This is a genomic window from Priestia sp. TRM10 (assembly GCF_057808375.1).
In genome coordinates, this window is the sequence record NZ_JBJZOT010000004.1 from 1 (window position 1) to 18,069 (window position 18,069).

An 18,069-nucleotide genomic window follows, 5' to 3' on the forward strand; every position below is an offset into this window, starting at 1 on the left:
ATCAAGTTGATTTCATTCTGGAAGATGTAGAACGTAAGTATACGACTACATTATCCAGTGAACCGGAATACTTAGCTTGTTATGGTGGAGGATCCATTGAGTTTAAAGAAGATATGTATAAGTATCTAAAAGAATTTGCAGATTCGGTGGATGCAAAAGTCCTTTGGATTCCAGAACAATATGCCGTTGATATGAACGTGAAAGGATTAGATATCTTAAATCGCAACATGCTATTTACAGAAGAATACAAAGAAACTGTGGTGATGTAAAGGTATGACGACTGAAAAAAAGAGAAAGACACAGTACAACTGGAAGTTCAAAAGCAATGAGACCGATGAATTTTACGAGTGGTTTGAAAATCAAGATAATATCGCGCTCTCTTTACGAAAAATGGTGTACCATATCATTGAATTGTATGGGACGGATAGTATTTTAGATCATCATGTCGATAAAGAAATGAGTCGAGATATGTTCATTTTAGAGGCTCTTAGGGGAAAAGAGGCCTTAACAGTAAAGGAGAGTATTCTTTCAGGGGGATCTTCAAGAAAAAATCCATCTACCCCTGAGAAACCGTCTTCTCCTATACAAGAGGAACGTCCAGTACGTGAAGAACCGAATAAATCAGAAGCCAAAAATAAAGTCAATTATCAAAAGGTTAACCCGAAATCGATTTTTTGATAATTTTTAGGGAATAGGGTATAGCCTTCACATCATGTGAAGGCTATTTTTTATAGAGATAAGATAAAAAGTTGAATACATAAAATGGAGAGACGTTTCCTTTTAAGGCCTGGAAAAAGTCCATTCAAGGATAGACTTACGGATTAAAGTTTTATATCAGAGACGTGGGGAGGTTAAAACGATTATCTTTAGATTTGGAAGTCTTAGCATTTGATTTGTATCAAAAAAAAGTGGAAGAAGAAATTGTGGATGTGGAGGGAAGTGAAGAAAAAACAGAGGAAGAAGAGCCTGAAGATGAGCTTGTTCAGACCATCTCTTTCGATCAACCGAAAACGCCTACGAGTCCCGAAAAGTCATCAAAAAATATGCAAGCTTATGGATTATTAGTAGTCGACATTCGGTAAAAAGAAGTCAAAAAGAAAATGAAATCTTACGAAAAAGCGATTGGAGTTGAGGTGAAAAATCAGAGCTCTTTACGAAAAGAAATTGGCGAATTAAAAGCCGATATGAAGTATCAAATTGAGACGGAAAAAGCTGAAACGGAAGCTCGAATTTCTTTGAAAGAAGACGAGATTCGGATGAAAGAAGAGAGCATTAGTCTCTATAAAGATGAGAAGAAAATGTTAAAGGAAAATCTCAAAAAGTTGAAAGAAAAAGAGCAAGATCTTTACTAAAACTGAAAAAAGTCAGGTCGACTGTATATCTACACTACGGATTTTTAATATCAACACTATATCAACAGTATATCGGCAGTAGGTCAACACTTCGGGCTTTTCTTTGATATCACCGTTTTACTAGGCTTTGCCTAGTCTATCACCCTATGTGATAGCAAAAACCCCTTATGCTCTTCTCTCTTTTTGGGTGTAGAGCACAGAATTTCGAGAGAGGTTGAATCAAATGGATATTATCATACGAAATATTGATCCAACGGCTATAAAAAAGTTTGATGAATTGGCAAAAGAAAAAGGGATTTCACGAAAAAAGGCCAGCTTGAAACGCAGGCCTTTTTTCGTGAACAAACCAAATAAAAAGGAGAAGCCAAGCTTTTACATTTGGCCAATATTAAGGTGAAAGTGGCAGCTGAAAAATAAACGCTTGACCTTCACGTGACGTGATAGCTTATGTTTTATGTATCTCAATTATGGAGGGGAATATAATGGAATTTTATCCTATGCCTTTGTTTGTAAAACTTTCTGTCAGTAATATGGAAAACTCTCTTTGTTGGTATAAGGAAGTTTTAAACTTTGAATCTGTGTTTGAGTTACCAGGCAAAGATGGAAAGATTATGATGGCTCATATTCGAAGCAAAAAGTATCAAGATATAATGTTAGTTGCAGAATCAGAACAAAAGGATATGAGTTCTAACGGAAAGGGAATTGTTTTGAACTTTTCTGTAGAAGATGTGGATCTATATTCAAAAAAAGCAAGCAAGGCCAATGCGGTAGTGTTAGAAGGTCCTATTGACCGTCTTTGGAATGCTCGTGAATTGGTTTTGAGAGACCTTGACGGTTATCTCATAACACTTTCAATGGGAATAGACAAAGAAAAGGATTTTAATAGTGTTATAAATCAAGTTGAAAATAAACTTTAGGTACCTTGAGAGTGATTAAATTTTATTAGGGCAACTAAGGATCACTCTTTTCATCAAAATTTCAATTTAACATGTTTTAATGAGCGAGCATCTTCTCTTTATGGAAGGTGCTTCTTTTGTTAAGAAATAATTTAGATTATATGTAGAAATTGTAAACTGTATATGATTATTTTCTGTGCTGTTATAAAGTATAACTAGAATTTACAGATTTTAAAAAAACATCTAAGAGGGGAACAGTTGTTATGAAAAGTATACTTATTAAAAACATGACAGTTTTAGCTTTACTCGTATTTTTAATCGGCGGAATGATGACAGGCAAAACGGAAGCAGCGAGTAACACAGCCAATCAAGATCTCATCATTATTAACAAGTATTATAATAAATTAGCTTATTATCATAATGGATACCTTGAAATGGTGGTGCCCGTAGCAACAGGGAAGACGTGGGATAAAACACCGGTTGGATTTTTTAAAGTGGTGAATAAAATTAAGAATCGTCCCTATTACACAGGAAAGATTCCTGGAGGAGATCCTCGTAATCCATTAGGAAAGCGTTGGTTGGGGATCAATGCCAATGGAACCTATGGTGATACGTATGGAATCCATGGAAATAACAATGAAAGTAGCATTGGAAAATATGTGAGTCAAGGATGCGTTCGATTGCATAATGCAGATGTGGAAAAGCTCTATGATAAAGTTCAAGTAGGGACACCGGTTAACATTACCTACTCATATAAAAGTTTTAGTAAGCTAACGGAGATTTACGGGTATGATTTTAAAGGCTATAATACGCAGAGTTAATGCACTAAGGGTCTACTCTTCAAGAGTGGACTCTTTTTTTGTTTATGAAAGAGATATAAATAATGAAAAGCATGTAGTAAATGTTTCATTATAATGAAGTCATTTAAAAAATAATAAAATGGTTTAATAAAAAAGGGAGCATAATAGCTCCCTTTTTTCATTCGGATTGAATATGGTAGTTGGTTATTACTTATACTTTTTGTTTTTTCGGGAATTTTATACATAAGGATTGAATAGGAGGTTGTTTATTATGGAAGAACAAGGAAAACAGGTGAGGCTTACAGCCGGAGAAATCGCTCAACTTTGGCAGCAGTACATGAATGATACTTCAAGTATTTGTATGCTAACTTACTTTTTAGAAAAGGCTGAGGATCTAGAAATTAAACCTATCATTGAGTATGCTTTAGAGCAATCTCAAGCTCATATTCAAAAAATAACGGTCATACTTACGGAGGAAAAGAATCACATCCCTCACGGATTTAAGCTAGAGGAGGATGTAGATTTAACGGCTCCTAGATTGTTTTCGGACAGTTTTGCCTTAAATTTTGTCCACCAGATGGCTAAGATTGGACTTACTGCTTATTCAGCTAGTTTAGCTTCCTCTACAAGATCAGACATTACAAGCTACTATGAAGAATGTCTCACAGAGACCATGCAATTATATAAGAGGTCAAAGGATCTATTATTATCAAAAGGTTTATATGTTAGAGCTCCTTTCTTTCCAAATCTAGAGCAAGCTGACTTTGTCAAAAAGCAACGTTTTTTATGGGATATCTTTGGAGAAAAAAGATCTTTGACAGCTATGGAAACAACGAATCTATACTCTAACATTCAAAGAAATGGTTTCGGAAGTGCCTTTCTTGTTGGGTTTAGTCAGGTCGCAAAGACAAAGGAAGTCACACAATTTTTCTTAAGAGGCTCAGATATTGCCAAAAAGAATATTAAAATACTGGGGGAAAAGTTAGCAGAAAGTAATCTCCCTATCTCCTCTACATGGGATGCAGATGTTACCAAAAGTACAACCCATACATTTTCTGAAAAACTCATGATGTTTTATACATCTGCTTTAATTACTTTAGGAGTGGGGTATTATGGTACAGCTATTGCTGAAAGTCCTAGAGTGGATTTAGGTGCTATGTATAATCGATTAACATTGGAGACACAGAAATATGCAGAAGATGGAAGTAACATCATGATAAAAAATAGCTGGCTTGAACAGCCTCCTTTGGCCCCTGATAGAAAAGAATTGGCAAAGGAAAAGGGAAAGGGTTAAAACGATGTGGAAGCAAAAGAAAAGCTATTGTGGAGCCTTGCCCTACCCGGTTTTGGTCAAATACTAAATGGTAAATTAATCAAAGGTATCCTCATCCTTTTTTTGGAAATTCTAATCAATGTGCAAGCTAATTTTAATGAAGTCATTATGTTAAGTTTTCACGGAGACATTGTATCGGCTATAGAACAAACCCATTACAACTGGTTAATGTTTTATCCCTGTCTTTATTTTTTTGCGATGTGGGATGCTTTTAAAGATGCAGGAGGAGGAAAAGAACGCTATTCGTTTCTTCCTTTTGTCTTTGGAGCCTATTTTGTAACAATAGGATTAATTTACTCCTCTAATTTAAGGATATTTGGTTGGTTACTTGGTCCTGTTTGGTTACCTATGCTTTTTTTGATTCCTGGTGTAGGAATAGGTTGGTTAGGGAAGTTAATAGCTAGGTTGGGATAACAAGACAAACTGTTGCATAAGGTGAATTTTCAAATGATATTGTTACTGAACATTAAAACAGGCCTGAATTTTGCATATAGTGGAGAATACCCACTAGATAAAAGATAAATGCAAAATTCGGGCCTGTTATCACATCTATATCTACTCATTTATACCTGTCACTCAGCTTTTAGACGTAAACGTCGATTTTCCCTACCTCTTTAGAAAGAATCTCCATTCCTTCTCGACTGAGGACTACTTTTCCATTGGCTAATACCATATTGTCTTCAGATACTTTCCCTGTAACCATACATGCTTTATGGTACTGATATTTTCTGAAAATGATTTGATCCCCGTCTACAAAGATTTCTAACGGATCATTCTTCTCAATAGAAAGGTTTTTTCTTAGTTCCTTTGGTAAGACTAAACGTCCTAATTGATCGACTTTTCTCACGATTCCTGTACTTTTCAATTTAATAACACCTCTTTCCCTTTTACTTCTTTATTGTAGCAAACATGGAAAAAGAAGGAGTATGATAAAAATATGGTATATTATCATTTTACTGGGATTTTTTTTATTTTGACTCTATTCAATTGTATGGAAGGGTATATATACTAGACATATAGAGAGATAAGGAGGAAGAAAGATGGCTCATAAAATTAGTTTAACTGGCTGTCCGACTAGCTCAATTCAAGACTATGGGAAGTACTTGGCTTTTGATATGGAGGAAAAGGGAAGTCCCAATGCACCAAAAGGAATTCCATTTAAAAGTAATCCGATTACCTATACCGTTGTAGTGAGTTTAAAACAATTTAACAAATTAAATATAACCCAAGAGGAATTTTCTCAACGACGTTTCCTTGTGCAAGGGGAGCCTTGTTTGGATATTCCATTTGAGCAATGTACAGGTGAGATTGGCGTTATCTGTATGCAGATACAAGAAATTGAGGACAAAGGAAAAGAGAAGAAACAACCGAAACAAACACCGAAAAAGGGTGCAAGAGTTAAAAAACAAGAGGAAAGTCAACCTCAAGAAGAAAGTCAACCAAAGCAAGAGAAAAAGCCGATTCTTGTTCCAGAGGGGACGAGGGAATGGATGTCCTTAGAGGAAATTAAGGTTCCAGAAACCTTTCTTCAATTTACCCCAGGAATAGCAAAACAAAAGGCAGTAGAAGAAAGTATTGAGCAGAATGGAACGGTAGATAAACCCATTATTATTAATCCAGATACACACGAACTTGTAGATAGTTATAGTCGTTATTTTGTAGCCAAGAAAAAGAATTTAGATCGTGTTCCTGTCCATTATTAAAGGGAATTCCTATATTTATTGAATGCATAAACCTCCAGGTTTTTATGCACTCTTTTTGTATGGAAGGATTCAAGAAAACTTGCTAGCTCAACGATGTATAAAATCCTGCATAAAGGAGAAAAAAGAGAAGCTCCAGACTCCTTGGGAGACAAGGGATATGGAGCTTCTCCACTTCCTCTAAGATAGATTATGTTAACTAAAAGTGTATATCATATACAGCATAAAAAGAGGAAAAGCTACTGGGCTATACAGTAGCTTTTTCTCTTTTACAACATTGGGTTTTACAAGCCGATGCCTCACAGCACCTTGAATAGTTTGCTCTAAATGTAAAAGATTATTCTTGTTTAATTTAAATAAGAATTAAAGGACTTAAGAACAGATATATTGAAGAAATATAGGTTTATCTTACAAAAGTAATTTCTTAAGTACTTGTTAAATAAGGATTTACAGTATGACTACAAAGGATGTGTTTTTAGATGGATTCTAAGACAAAGATTGACAAACAAATGTCTACTTCTAAAGAAAGCAGCACTCAATCCTGGGTTCAATCAAGTAAATGGGGATATATATCATCAGTCATACTACTTCCCTATGCTATATTTAAAACTATGTGGGCTCTTAGAGTACCTGTGGGTACTACTGAGGATGTTATTGAAGGTATGCATACAAATATGGAAACATATAGTGGTCCAGTTTTTAGTTTTTTATATCAATATGGAATTGATATCACGGCTCTTTTGGCAGTCATAGCTATATTTCTTTCCCTAGCGTTGGTTCGGCCCTGGGGGCAACGTTTCCCGATGTGGGTACCCATTTTCAGGGAGCGAAAGGTTCCCCGTTGGCTTATCTTGTTTCCTGCTTGGACAGGAGGAGTTCTATTTATAGTTTTTGGAGGTTTTTCTGTTTTTGAACTTATTCTTTTGGGATTGGGTATAGGATCTGATAATATGGATGGTTTAGAACCATGGGTGTTTATGATTACCTATGGAGGATTCTTTATTTGGGGTCTCACTACTTGTTTAGCAGCGTTATCCTATCAAATTAGAACTCGTAATATAAAAGCTGAAAATAATTGAAGTTTAATAATCAACAATTTGATTATTTCCGATAACACTCATTATTTTAACTAAGAATAAGGACTATATACAACTTAGGAACATAAAATGGACAGAACCCATAAAGGTTTTTTTATAAATGAGACGAAGTAAATTACTTGAATGGCTATAAATCAATGATCAAGGTGATCGGTTCTTTAAAATAAAGATACCCTACTACCACCTTTGAACAATGAATAAAATTTCATTCGACAATAAAATAATATTAAATTGTAATGGGTGGAGGAATTTCAATGGATTTGTATTACGAAGTTAATGGGCATGGCTATCCTGTTATTCTCCTAACTGGCGGTGCTGATGTACGGAACTGGACATTTATGGTACCTCTTTTAGCAAAACACTATAAGGTTGTTGCTTTTGACGGACGTGGGACCGGGAAATCGCCGGTCCCTTTAGAAGATGTCAACCCTGTGAAAGATTTGCTGTCACTACTTGATCATTTAGAAATCAGCCAGGCAATGCTTATCGGTCACTCAATGGGTGGCCAAATTGCTACTGAATTCGCTCTTAATTATCCTGAAAGGGTTTCAAAACTGGTTTTGCTTGCGCCTGGATTATCCGGATTTACCTATTCCAAAGAATTTGAAGAGAGCATGAAGAAGATTTATCAAGCTGCCCCAGATATCGATAAGATGGTTGAGCTTTTGCTCAACGATTCATCGTATCATGTTCTAACGATGAGTCCTCACCGGGATTTAATGGTTCAAATGCTCAAGCACCATATGAGTCGAATGTTTGAATGGCCAACCGTTAAATTGATTTGGCAGCAACCACCGGCCATCGAAAGATTAGGAGAATTGACGACTAAAACATTATTGATAATTGGTAAGGAGGATTCACCTGATAACCTTCGTGTTGCTGATTACTTTCGAAGGCACTCAGATGCTCTCATCATAGAAATTCCAGGTGCTGACCATATGGTCAATCTCACCCATCCTGAAAAATTGTATCATCACATTAATGATTTTATGAAGGAATGAAGGGTTAGAAAGTATCCCTGAAATGGTATATGAAGCGGGAAGACCGTTATTTTTAATAATCTTAGCAGAAAAGAACTAATTTATTTCATGAAGAAGAATTAAATGATTAAAAGGTGTCCTAATTTACCAAGGGACACCTTTTTTTTGTTTCCTAGAACATTCATTATGTTAACTGGAAATGCATATAGAATACAAAATTTAAATTTCATTTGATTTGTAATTATTGGAACTATGATCCTTTCGAACCGTACTTACTAGTGCAATAGAAAGGAGAGATCTAGGTGGAAGATGATGAGAATAAATCAAACACAAGTAAAAGGAAATACTATAGTGTCTTGTTGGGAGCCCTTATAGGAGCTATATTGGGAATCATCGCCTACACAAATGATTGGTTAGGGTAAAATAAGTTAGTATAGAGAAAGCCCTTATACAAAGATATAAGGGTTTTTTATCGATAATACTCATTCTTGTTATCTGGGTATTTTACCTTCCTCATTGGGACGCCTTTTCCCCCTTCAACTATTCAATTGTCAAAGAATAGGTTGGATTCTTTCCTATCATGATGACACGGAGCATTAAAACATGCAAAGATCGCAAAGTTATCCTGAAAATTCGCTTTCCAGTCTTATTAGTTTTCATCATGCTTAACTAAAAATCAATCGTATTTCCCTTGGTATAACAATTGCCCTACAGATATATCTACAGAATTTGAAATATATAAAGTCCTCTAAAAAGAAATAAGGGTAAGTAGAACTGATTTTATATAAAAAGTGGGTCTACTTGCCCCTATTTATGAGGAAATTTATATAAAGTTCAATTCATTCATCAAACTCTACTCATCTTATTATTTTCCTAACCTAAATGGTCGTTATAAACCTTTAAAAAAGTCCCTCTCTACTAACGAAAGGGACTTTGAAAATTATAATAATGGTTTTCTTTGCTCGTAACTACTCAATTTTTATAAAATATATTTGACAATAAAGTCAGCAATCATATCAGCATATTTGTCTGGCACACCAGCTTTAGTTAATGCGTTTGCTATGCCCCACCATGAATATGTTTCAAGAGTGTCCATTGCATTATTAATTTTAGAACCATATTTTTTCACAGCATCACGAACGGATTTAATAGGAATAGTATCTGCATGATCAACCATGAATTTAACAGCCTTTTTAACTGCTGCAAGTTTCCACTCAGGAGAAACTTCTCCTGTTTCCTTTACTTGAGTTTTTACATAAAGACTATATCGAAGTAACTCCTTCTGAGAAACCTTTTCTGCCTTTATAGCTTTATCCAACTCATTATTTGATGTTGTTAATGTATTTTGTGTTTGCTCTAGTTGAGATGATTCAGATTGTGTCGCAGCAGCAGCAGTGGTAGATAAAGCACCAAATAAAAGTGAAGAACTTAATGCGATTGTTACAGCTTTTTTGATTTTCATAAAATAATTATCCCTCGTTTCTAATCTTTTATAATCCGTGAATTTTTTTCACAATTCATAATATATCATACTAATATCCTTAATTGGGAAAATTATAAATAATTAACATATTTATAGAAATATTTACATAAAATTCATAAAAACCATTTATTTTCAATTTTTTATTAATTATCCCATCCTAATTTTTACATTAAGTTTACAATTTACCAAAGTTTTCTACATATTCATTTGATACAATATTAAATGTTTGGAAAATTTATATAAAATGGGGTAAGAAAATGCAACTAATGAAAAAGTATTTTTGTATTTTGCTATGCAGTTCCTTTGTATTAGTATCATTTCCAATTTATAGTTCTGCTGAATTAAATAACACTATAGAAGAAAATAATTTTCAAGAAAACTATACATATTTATTAAAAAATCCTAAACAGACTAAAGAAGTTTTAGAGATAATTAAAAAACAATCTCCATCTCTAAATACAACAGCAATTGAAGATATTGGATTGATATATGTAGAGAATTCCAAAAACGTAGATGTAAGTAAAATTGAAAATAAAATTATGAAATATATAGAGGCCGAAGGGGAATTACCAAATTTAATTCCACCTTACGAAGATACTATTTCACCAAATAACATTCCAAACGAAGCAAAAAAATCAATACTTAACGAGTCTAAAGAATCTAATGAGTTTAACACTAATATCAAATATCCATTACTAAACTCCGAAAGCTTTATGCCTTTTAATTGGTATTTGAAAGATCTGACCAGTGATTATAAGAGTTTATCCATTGATAAAGGAGAACATTCGACAATTGCTTTGATAGATAGTGGAGTAGATATGGAACATCCACTAATAAAAGGGAATATTGATTTAAAACCAGCAAAAAATTATGTTACAGATGAAATGGATATTACTGATGAATTAGGCCATGGCACAACTATTGCTGGAATTATATCTAATGTTGCTCCACAGACAAGGATTGTTCCTTACAAGGTTGTTGGAAATACAGGAGGGGAATCAGTATGGGTGATTGATGCTATTATTGATGCAGCTAATAATGATAGTGATGTCATTAACTTAAGCGTCGGTACTTATTTTATTAAGTCAGAAAAAGAAGATAAGTTACTGATTAAGGCATATAAAAAAGCTGTAAAATATGCAAAAAGAAAAGGGTCTGTTGTAATAGCCTCTGCCGGAAATGATGGATTTGATTTAGATGAATTAAAAGAGCTTAAATTTAAGCACTTACCTGGTGGTTTACATAATGTCGTAACCGTTTCAAGTAATACAAAGAATAATAATTTAGCCTATTATTCAAACTTTGGTAAGGAAGTTGATTTTTCTGCGCCCGGCGGCTCCCTTTTTGATGATAATGGATTCGATAATACAAATGAAATGATCATAACAACTTTCCCAATTAATAAAATGAATACATCTTTAGATCAATCACTTGGGATTCCTCAGGGATACACACTAACTGAAGGAACAAGTTATTCAGTACCACAAGTCAGCGCTACGGCAGCTCTTATTATCTCAGAGTATATAGAGCGAACAGGTAATCAGCCTTCTGTTAATAGAGTACTTAAATATCTAGAGGAGGGAAGTTTCGATATCGGTGAGCCTGGTAGGGACAATTATTTTGGAGAAGGAAAAGTGAATGCATATAATTCCTTAATGATGATGAATAAATAAAATAGAAGGAAAATAATTTGGGGGAGGTAGTTCTTATTAATAAGTTTAAAACGGTAGGTATCTCTATTTCTATCGTACTAATAATATTACTCTTTATTGCTTTTTTTGAATATATCTTTTTAAAAATAATGGGTTTCCAATATAATTCATTGTGGGATTTAGTATTGTTCTTTATTTTGTATTTATTCCTTGAAATACCCCTTACTTTTATTGCAGATGCAATACCTAAAGCTTTAAAATCTGTTGGCATACTTCAAACAAGTAAAGGGTGGCTACCATTTATTTTAAATACAGCCCTTACCTTTTTATTAATTGAAGTAATAGATAATTTCATGGTAGATATTGAAATAGCATGGCAAGGTACACTTATCTTTGCATTAGTTACTGGATTTATTGGTTGGAAATTGAGAAAAGATGAGAGTGAACCACCAGATATTGATAGTGAGGAGTTTAGGAAGATAGATAACAAATTTAAATCTTAAAATAAACCATTAAATCTATAAATACCTATAAAAATCTAGTGAACATAATTAATTTTGTCGGAAACTAGAAAGCCATGGACTCGTTGCCTCACCAGGAGTCCATGGTTTTTCCTTTTACTTATTTATGGAGATTTTGTGAATTGTTGATATATAAAGATTTTAATATCTATAGACGACATTAAAAATGAATAAAAATGTAACATTTGGTTTAGAAAGCAATTATAGTTTAATTGCCTCACAAACCATGGTTTTTGAGAGGTATCAATAACATGCCTATTTGGTCCTTAATCATTCTTTATTTCTGTATCAAAAGTTAGCTCAAAATCTATGTATCATAAAGGGGTATTTTTGGCATAGTAAGAATGTTTATCTTACATACAGGAGAAATACTTGATGATAATTGGGTATGCTCGAGTAAGTACAGTTGATCAATCATTAAACATACAAATTGACGTCCTAACGGAATATGGATGTAACGAAATTTTTCAAGAAAAAGTATCTGGAGCAAAAGACGAACGAGAGAATTTAATAAATGCTTTGAGAATGCTTAGGTGTGGGGATAAATTTGTTGTCTATAAATTAGACCGGTTAGCCCGTTCTACAAAACGGCTTATTGAGATTGCGGATATGTTACGAGAAAATGGGATAGAATTCATCAGTATCCAAGATAAAATTGATACAGGAACGCCTGCAGGAAAAGCCATGTTTGGAATGCTATCAGTTTTAGCTGAATTTGAGCGTGATATTATTCGCGAACGTACGATGGATGGGCTTAAAGCAGCACGAGGATGAATAGGTGGACGGCCTAAAGTAGATTAAAAGAAATCACAACAAGAGATTGCTTTGTATTATTCAAAACGATTGAGTGTACGTGAAATACAAGAGGCTACAGGGATATCTAGAGCTACTTTATATCGTGAAATCAAAAAAGAGCAAACCTATTGGGGTAAAGGTTTGCTCTTATCTTATTTTCTTACTGTCCATTCCTAGATAGGCAACTTTAATCACTAAATATATTTCTATTTATTGACGAGATTATGTTGTTATCATGAGTTCTCCTTCTCTTGTCTTCTCCTCCTTGTTTAAAATGTAAGTCATTCATCGGTAAAGTGGATTATGGAAAATGTAGTTTTGAGTTCTGTACCAATGTAGTAGTCGTTGAACAAGATTCATTTAAAGGATTGGGAAAGAACAACAGATATAAAGTTATTAAACGTATGTGCTGTAATAGAAGCTTCAATTCGCTCCGTTTTTATGTATATCCATCCTAGGATAAAACCTAATGACACATATATGATGAGTCCGGGCACCGAGAAACCTGCTAGAAGATGTAAAGAACCAAATAGGATGGAACTTACGACTAACCCTATGTATTTGTGATTTTTAAAAATATGTCCAATTATTACTTTTCTAAAAATGAATTCTTCAATAATTGGAGCAAGCACAATGGAGAAAATACCACCTAAAATTAGATAAGCTTGTAAAAATTCTTCTAATCTTTCCTGGTTAGGAGCAACAGAGGTAAATTCCATACCCAATAAGTTAAGAGCAATCCCCATTATGATGGAGATTAAAAGTTTAATTAAAAAGCCATAAATAGAATATAGAATGTCCTTTATCCTAAAGTCTATTTTCCTCTTTCCAAACCACTTTGTTTTAAAAAGCAGAATCCATACTGCAATAATAAATAGAATTTGGTTTAGGAAACTCACATAGTACCCTAGTTGAATTTCCTTATTAACAAACTCCTGATAGTTGTTATAGTAATTCGAATTTAATTGAAACCCCGTTAGATATATCAGACGCATAATCAAATCCCCTAAAAAAATCAGAGCCAAAATATACCCTGATACAGTCCAAATATAAGGGCTTTTTGAAGTGTTTTTCATATTAACCTCTCTTTCTACCTAAAAACAATAATTTACCTTATATTCCATTGTTTGTCAAAAAATAACACTTCCATTTCTATTACTATTTAGGATTATATTGGTTAAAAACCAATATAATTATAAAAATGGGGTGGACTGACAATTAATTATATGGTAATATTTTCACCAATTGAATAAATAGTAACTATAATAACCCTCATACAGAAATTGATTTGCAACTTTTTACTTATAATGAGATATAATAACATGTTTATCTTAATTGTATTTAGTATTTTACATTGTGAAGATACTACAGATATATAAGCAATATGCTAATTGTCTTATTATTTATCAAATAAAAAAGATTGTATAAATCATATTTATACAATCTTTTTTATTTGATAAATAATAACATCATGTCAATCTCAAATTGAGAAAGGTTGTAATAGTATATATGAATTTCTTTAAAAAGTATCATTGTGTAAAGCAGCACGATATGAAAGATTGTGGTGCAGCATGTTTGGCTACTATCTCCAAGCAGTACGGGTTACATATACCTATATCAAAAATTCGAGAAAAAGCTGGCACAGATAGAGAAGGCACCAATGTTCTTGGTATGACTCAAGCTGCTGAAAAATTAGGTTTTACAGCTAAAGGTGTTAAAGGAGACAAGGAATCACTTTCTAAGATTCCTCTACCAGCCATTGCTCATGTAATAATAGGTGGGAAACTTTTGCATTATGTAGTAATTCATGAGATTACAAACAAAGGTAATATTATTATTGCTGATCCTGGTAAGGGAATTGTCAACTGTAAAATTGATCAGTTTCTAGAGATTTGGACAGGGATTCTAGTATTAATGATACCAAGTGAATCATTTGAACCAAAAACCGAAGATAATGCTACAATAAGTAGGTTTTTTAATTTATTAAAAAAACAGAAAAGCTTAATTATACCTATCTTCTTGTCTTCTATTTTAATAACCTTATTTGGAATTTCAGGAGCAATATACTATAAGGTAATTGTAGATGATATTGTTACAGGGAATTTACGAGATACACTTCATTATCTTTCAATTGGAGTAATAGTTTTATACATATTTAAAGTTACATTAGAGTTATTTAGATCCCACCTAACTTTATACCTAAGTAGAAGATTAGATATAAAATTAATGTTTGGTTATTATAAACATGTTTTATCACTACCTATGAATTTTTTTGAAACACGAAAAGTGGGAGAAATAATCTCACGTTTTCAAGATGCAACAAAGATACGTGAAGCACTAGCAAATACCACGCTAATTGTCATGATAGACTCATTAATGGTTATAGTAGGATCTTTTTTACTTTATCATCAGAGCTCTACATTATTTTTCATAACAGCATTACAAATCCCCATTTATCTAATTATTATGTGGTTGTTTAAAAAGCCATATGAAAAGATTAATAGACAGGAAATGGAGAGCAATGCAGAATTGACCTCCTACATTGTTGAATCCTTAAACGGAATATCTACCATTAAATCCTATAATGGTGAAAAGGAAGTAGAATTCCAGACTGAAAAACGTTTAGTATCCCTCCTACAAAAGTTTTTTAAACGTTTTCTTCTCACAAATAGTCAAGAATCTTTAAAATCAACTATAGAACTTTTAGGTGGTGTAATAATCCTCTGGATAGGGGCCCTACAAATATTAGATGGGGAAATGACAATTGGTGAACTAATAGCCTACAATGCTTTATTAATTTACTTTTTAAACCCTATAAAGAATCTCATCAACTTACAACCCACATTACAATCTGCATTTGTTGCTTCTAAAAGATTAAGTGAAATCCTTGATTTAGAATTAGAGAAAAATGAGAGTGATGATAGAAAAATCCACCTTGGTTCATTAACTGATAGCATTAGCTTTCATAATGTTACCTTTAAATATGGAACTAGAAGAAATGTTCTTATGGATTTGAATTTTCAAATACAAGGAGGAACCAGTGTAGGTTTTGTTGGTGAGAGTGGATCTGGCAAAACAACAATAGCTAAATTGCTCATGAGATACTATGACGTAGAAGAAGGAGATATTGTATATGATACTTACAATATTAAGGATATTAATAGAACAACCTTAAGAAATAAAATTTCGTATGTAGCACAGGAATCCTTTTTCTTCAGCGCTAGTATATTTGACAACCTAACTTTTGGTATTAACAGGAATGTTAATTTGGAAGAAATAATAGAGGTATGTAAAATAGCAGATTGTCACGATTTTATAAGTAATTTTCCACTTCGTTATGATACACCACTAGAGGAAAATGCTTCAAATTTGTCAGGTGGACAGAGACAAAGGTTATCAATTGCTAGGGCATTATTAAAAGATGCGGACATCCTTATATTAGATGAAGCTACTAGTCATCTAGATTCTACAAGTGAGAGGAAAATTGTTAATAACTTAAATCAAATTGGAAATAGAGACTTAACTACTATTGTGATTGCTCATCGTCTCAGTACTATAATGCATTGTGATAACATTTTTGTGATAAAACAAGGAAAAGTTGTTGAGGAAGGTAACCATAATACTTTAATAAACAGAGATGGGAATTATCGTTCTCTATGGGAGAATCAGTTGCCAAAAGAATTATTGACTACAACTATCTATTCATAGAATAAGTGAGGTACCAAAATGTTTCAAAAAGTTAGGGATATACGAGAGTTAACGGATAGTATCGAGATGATGGAAAAAAAACCACCTTCCTTTATAAAAATATTTCTTTCGATATTAATTTTAATTATTATTTTATCTTTAATTTGGGCATATAGCAGTGAAATAGACATAACTGTTGACTCTACTGCTAGTATTGAATCTAAGGTATCGACGGTATCTGTAAAGCCAGATATATCAGGTACTGTAACTGATGTTAGTATTCAATCAGGTAAAGAAGTTAAAAAAGGAGAGATATTAGTCAGTATAAACAACCCAGAACTTGAACAAGAGAATAAGTATATTCAAGAAAAACAAAAGAAACTTAGAAATAAGTTAATTGATTTAGAGAATTTAAAAGAAGCCATACAAGATAAAGATTCTAATTTAATATCCGAAGCAGAAAGCCTCATTCAGGTCGAGTATAAGAATTATATAAATAAGATAACTATAATGGAGATAGAGAATGAGGAGAATAAAGAAATTTATTCTAATAAATTAGAAACCATAAATAAATCTAAAGATGAAATAATTTTAGGGTTAGAAAGTGATATTAAATCACTTAAGTATGAATTAGATTCCTTGAATAAAAATCTAGATAAAATGAATAAACCTGATAAATCCTTGGCTGAGAAAGAAATTCAAAACACTAATAGTCTAATAGATATGAAAGAGCAACAGATAGAAAATAGGAATGAAATACTTAATAGTGAAAAGTCATCAATAGAGAGTAGTATAGAACGTCAGGAGGATAAATTTTTAAATGGATTAGAGGAAGCTAAGTCATCTAAATTGTTGGATATTGAGTCAAGAATTGAAGAGATACAAGTGAACTTGCAAGAATTGGATAAATCACTTGATAAATTAGGTGTATCTGAGAAAAAGAAAGTAATTAAGGCTCCGTACAACGGGATAGTAGAAATGCCTAAAGAAATCAACAAAGGTGATAAAGTAGAATTAAATCAGACCCTTTTCTCTATAGCTCCTGTTAAGACTGAAAATAAAGTCCTTCTATATATAAATGCAAATGATGTCAATTCTGTCTCTGTTAATGACAAAATTCAATATACCTTTGATACACGGAAAAAATCTCACTATGGAAGGATAATACAAATATACAAAGATCCTATAACTAATAAGAAAGATGGCAAAACTTATTTTATTGCAGAGGGCTCTATTAATTCCGATACTCCTGAGAAGTTATATTCAGGTTCATTAGGCCAAGCAGTAATAATAGTGGATCATAAAAAGCCTTTATCAATTTTCCTAGAGAAGCTAAGTTTTATATAATAAATCATTCTATACATTGGTGCTTTTGCAATTCCCCCAGTTCAATGCAACAATGGATAAAGACTATTAGATTAAAGGAGTATTGTATATATGAGCGAAAAATCTAGAAAGACATTAGTTAAAATAACAGGTTTTGGTATCTTGTATGGAGTTATTTCTCTCTCTTACACACTCATTGTGGCAAAAAGAATAAGTTTTGATGCTATTGTATTAACAATATTTATGAGCATATTATTTATAAAATATAGAACTAGTAAAAATCAATAATTTGTTAATTTAATCGACGCCGTATCTATTATTTAAAATCATTTGGGAATCCCCCCATTCAAAAGGTACAAACTTATTAAAAAACATTAAATTAACTAGTTTTTTTTACCTAAATTGTAGAAATAATGTTATAAATATGTTAGGATTATAATGGTAAAT

At 32.7% G+C, this 18,069-nt stretch carries 19 protein-coding genes and 2 pseudogenes; 18 read left to right on the forward strand and 3 right to left on the reverse strand.

All coding sequences use genetic code 11. The features are described from left to right. The 9 genes and pseudogenes from ACK3CR_RS04115 to ACK3CR_RS04155 form a co-directional block, all read left to right on the forward strand. A pseudogene (locus ACK3CR_RS04115) lies at positions 1 to 269 on the forward strand (ParM/StbA family protein); the annotation flags it as partial. 4 nt (positions 270 to 273) lie between these two features. Further along, positions 274 to 678 (forward strand): hypothetical protein, encoded by a 405-nt coding sequence (locus ACK3CR_RS04120; protein ID WP_488974851.1) that lies wholly within the window; start codon positions 274 to 276, stop codon positions 676 to 678. A 164-nt stretch (positions 679 to 842) separates the two neighbouring features. Beyond that, entirely contained in the window at positions 843 to 1,082 is a 240-nt protein-coding gene (locus ACK3CR_RS04125; protein WP_488974852.1) for a hypothetical protein, read from the forward strand. A gap of 18 nt (positions 1,083 to 1,100) precedes the next feature. Then, on the forward strand, positions 1,101 to 1,352 hold the full coding sequence (locus tag ACK3CR_RS04130; protein WP_488974853.1) for a hypothetical protein: 252 nt from the start codon (positions 1,101 to 1,103) through the stop codon (positions 1,350 to 1,352). Positions 1,353 to 1,575: 223 nt separating this feature from the next. Then, the gene (locus tag ACK3CR_RS04135) at positions 1,576 to 1,749 is read left to right on the forward strand and encodes a hypothetical protein (protein WP_488974854.1); all 174 of its coding nucleotides are present in this window, start codon (positions 1,576 to 1,578) and stop codon (positions 1,747 to 1,749) included. 85 nt (positions 1,750 to 1,834) lie between these two features. Continuing rightward, positions 1,835 to 2,269: a VOC family protein gene (locus tag ACK3CR_RS04140; RefSeq protein ID WP_488974855.1), complete on the forward strand. Its 435-nt coding sequence runs from the start codon at positions 1,835 to 1,837 to the stop codon at positions 2,267 to 2,269. A gap of 242 nt (positions 2,270 to 2,511) precedes the next feature. Continuing rightward, entirely contained in the window at positions 2,512 to 3,069 is a 558-nt protein-coding gene (locus ACK3CR_RS04145; RefSeq protein ID WP_488974856.1) for a L,D-transpeptidase, read from the forward strand. A 250-nt stretch (positions 3,070 to 3,319) separates the two neighbouring features. Then, on the forward strand, positions 3,320 to 4,342 hold the full coding sequence (locus ACK3CR_RS04150; protein WP_488974857.1) for a DUF3231 family protein: 1,023 nt from the start codon (positions 3,320 to 3,322) through the stop codon (positions 4,340 to 4,342). Between the two features lie 6 nt (positions 4,343 to 4,348). Then, positions 4,349 to 4,795 (forward strand): hypothetical protein, encoded by a 447-nt coding sequence (locus ACK3CR_RS04155; RefSeq protein WP_411239905.1) that lies wholly within the window; start codon positions 4,349 to 4,351, stop codon positions 4,793 to 4,795. A 169-nt stretch (positions 4,796 to 4,964) separates the two neighbouring features. Here ACK3CR_RS04155 and ACK3CR_RS04160 read toward each other — a convergent pair whose 3' ends face one another. Next, positions 4,965 to 5,246, reverse strand: coding sequence for an AbrB/MazE/SpoVT family DNA-binding domain-containing protein (locus ACK3CR_RS04160; RefSeq protein ID WP_488974858.1), 282 nt, complete (start codon positions 5,244 to 5,246; stop codon positions 4,965 to 4,967). A 175-nt stretch (positions 5,247 to 5,421) separates the two neighbouring features. Between ACK3CR_RS04160 and ACK3CR_RS04165 the strand changes: the two genes are divergently transcribed. The 3 genes from ACK3CR_RS04165 to ACK3CR_RS04175 all read left to right on the forward strand — a co-directional run bounded on the left by ACK3CR_RS04165 (position 5,422) and on the right by ACK3CR_RS04175 (position 8,179). Continuing rightward, on the forward strand, positions 5,422 to 6,084 hold the full coding sequence (locus ACK3CR_RS04165; RefSeq protein ID WP_488974859.1) for a ParB N-terminal domain-containing protein: 663 nt from the start codon (positions 5,422 to 5,424) through the stop codon (positions 6,082 to 6,084). Between the two features lie 476 nt (positions 6,085 to 6,560). Then, entirely contained in the window at positions 6,561 to 7,160 is a 600-nt protein-coding gene (locus tag ACK3CR_RS04170; protein WP_488974860.1) for a hypothetical protein, read from the forward strand. A gap of 272 nt (positions 7,161 to 7,432) precedes the next feature. After that, complete coding sequence (locus tag ACK3CR_RS04175) at positions 7,433 to 8,179, forward strand: alpha/beta fold hydrolase (RefSeq protein WP_488974861.1); 747 nt, start codon at positions 7,433 to 7,435, stop codon at positions 8,177 to 8,179. A gap of 958 nt (positions 8,180 to 9,137) precedes the next feature. Here the strand turns inward: ACK3CR_RS04175 and ACK3CR_RS04180 are convergent. Continuing rightward, the gene (locus ACK3CR_RS04180; RefSeq protein WP_488974862.1) at positions 9,138 to 9,620 is read right to left on the reverse strand and encodes a hypothetical protein; all 483 of its coding nucleotides are present in this window, start codon (positions 9,618 to 9,620) and stop codon (positions 9,138 to 9,140) included. Positions 9,621 to 9,898: 278 nt separating this feature from the next. On the opposite strand from ACK3CR_RS04180, the gene ACK3CR_RS04185 reads away from it, so the two are divergent. From ACK3CR_RS04185 to ACK3CR_RS04195, 3 genes and pseudogenes are all read left to right on the forward strand, one after another. Then, entirely contained in the window at positions 9,899 to 11,314 is a 1,416-nt protein-coding gene (locus ACK3CR_RS04185; RefSeq protein ID WP_488974863.1) for a S8 family serine peptidase, read from the forward strand. 17 nt (positions 11,315 to 11,331) lie between these two features. Further along, on the forward strand, positions 11,332 to 11,796 hold the full coding sequence (locus ACK3CR_RS04190; RefSeq protein WP_488974864.1) for a YrvL family regulatory protein: 465 nt from the start codon (positions 11,332 to 11,334) through the stop codon (positions 11,794 to 11,796). A gap of 393 nt (positions 11,797 to 12,189) precedes the next feature. Beyond that, a pseudogene (locus ACK3CR_RS04195) lies at positions 12,190 to 12,786 on the forward strand (recombinase family protein). 179 nt (positions 12,787 to 12,965) lie between these two features. On the opposite strand, the gene ACK3CR_RS04200 reads toward ACK3CR_RS04195, so the two are convergent. Continuing rightward, entirely contained in the window at positions 12,966 to 13,604 is a 639-nt protein-coding gene (locus ACK3CR_RS04200; RefSeq protein ID WP_488974865.1) for a CPBP family intramembrane glutamic endopeptidase, read from the reverse strand. Positions 13,605 to 14,118: 514 nt separating this feature from the next. Between ACK3CR_RS04200 and ACK3CR_RS04205 the strand changes: the two genes are divergently transcribed. The 3 genes from ACK3CR_RS04205 (at position 14,119) to ACK3CR_RS04215 (ending at position 17,910) form a co-directional block, all read left to right on the forward strand. Beyond that, entirely contained in the window at positions 14,119 to 16,317 is a 2,199-nt protein-coding gene (locus ACK3CR_RS04205) for a peptidase domain-containing ABC transporter (protein WP_488974866.1), read from the forward strand. An 18-nt stretch (positions 16,318 to 16,335) separates the two neighbouring features. After that, positions 16,336 to 17,643, forward strand: coding sequence for an HlyD family secretion protein (locus ACK3CR_RS04210; RefSeq protein WP_488974867.1), 1,308 nt, complete (start codon positions 16,336 to 16,338; stop codon positions 17,641 to 17,643). 90 nt (positions 17,644 to 17,733) lie between these two features. Further along, on the forward strand, positions 17,734 to 17,910 hold the full coding sequence (locus ACK3CR_RS04215) for a hypothetical protein (RefSeq protein ID WP_488974868.1): 177 nt from the start codon (positions 17,734 to 17,736) through the stop codon (positions 17,908 to 17,910). The last annotated feature ends 159 nt before the right edge of the window (positions 17,911 to 18,069 follow it).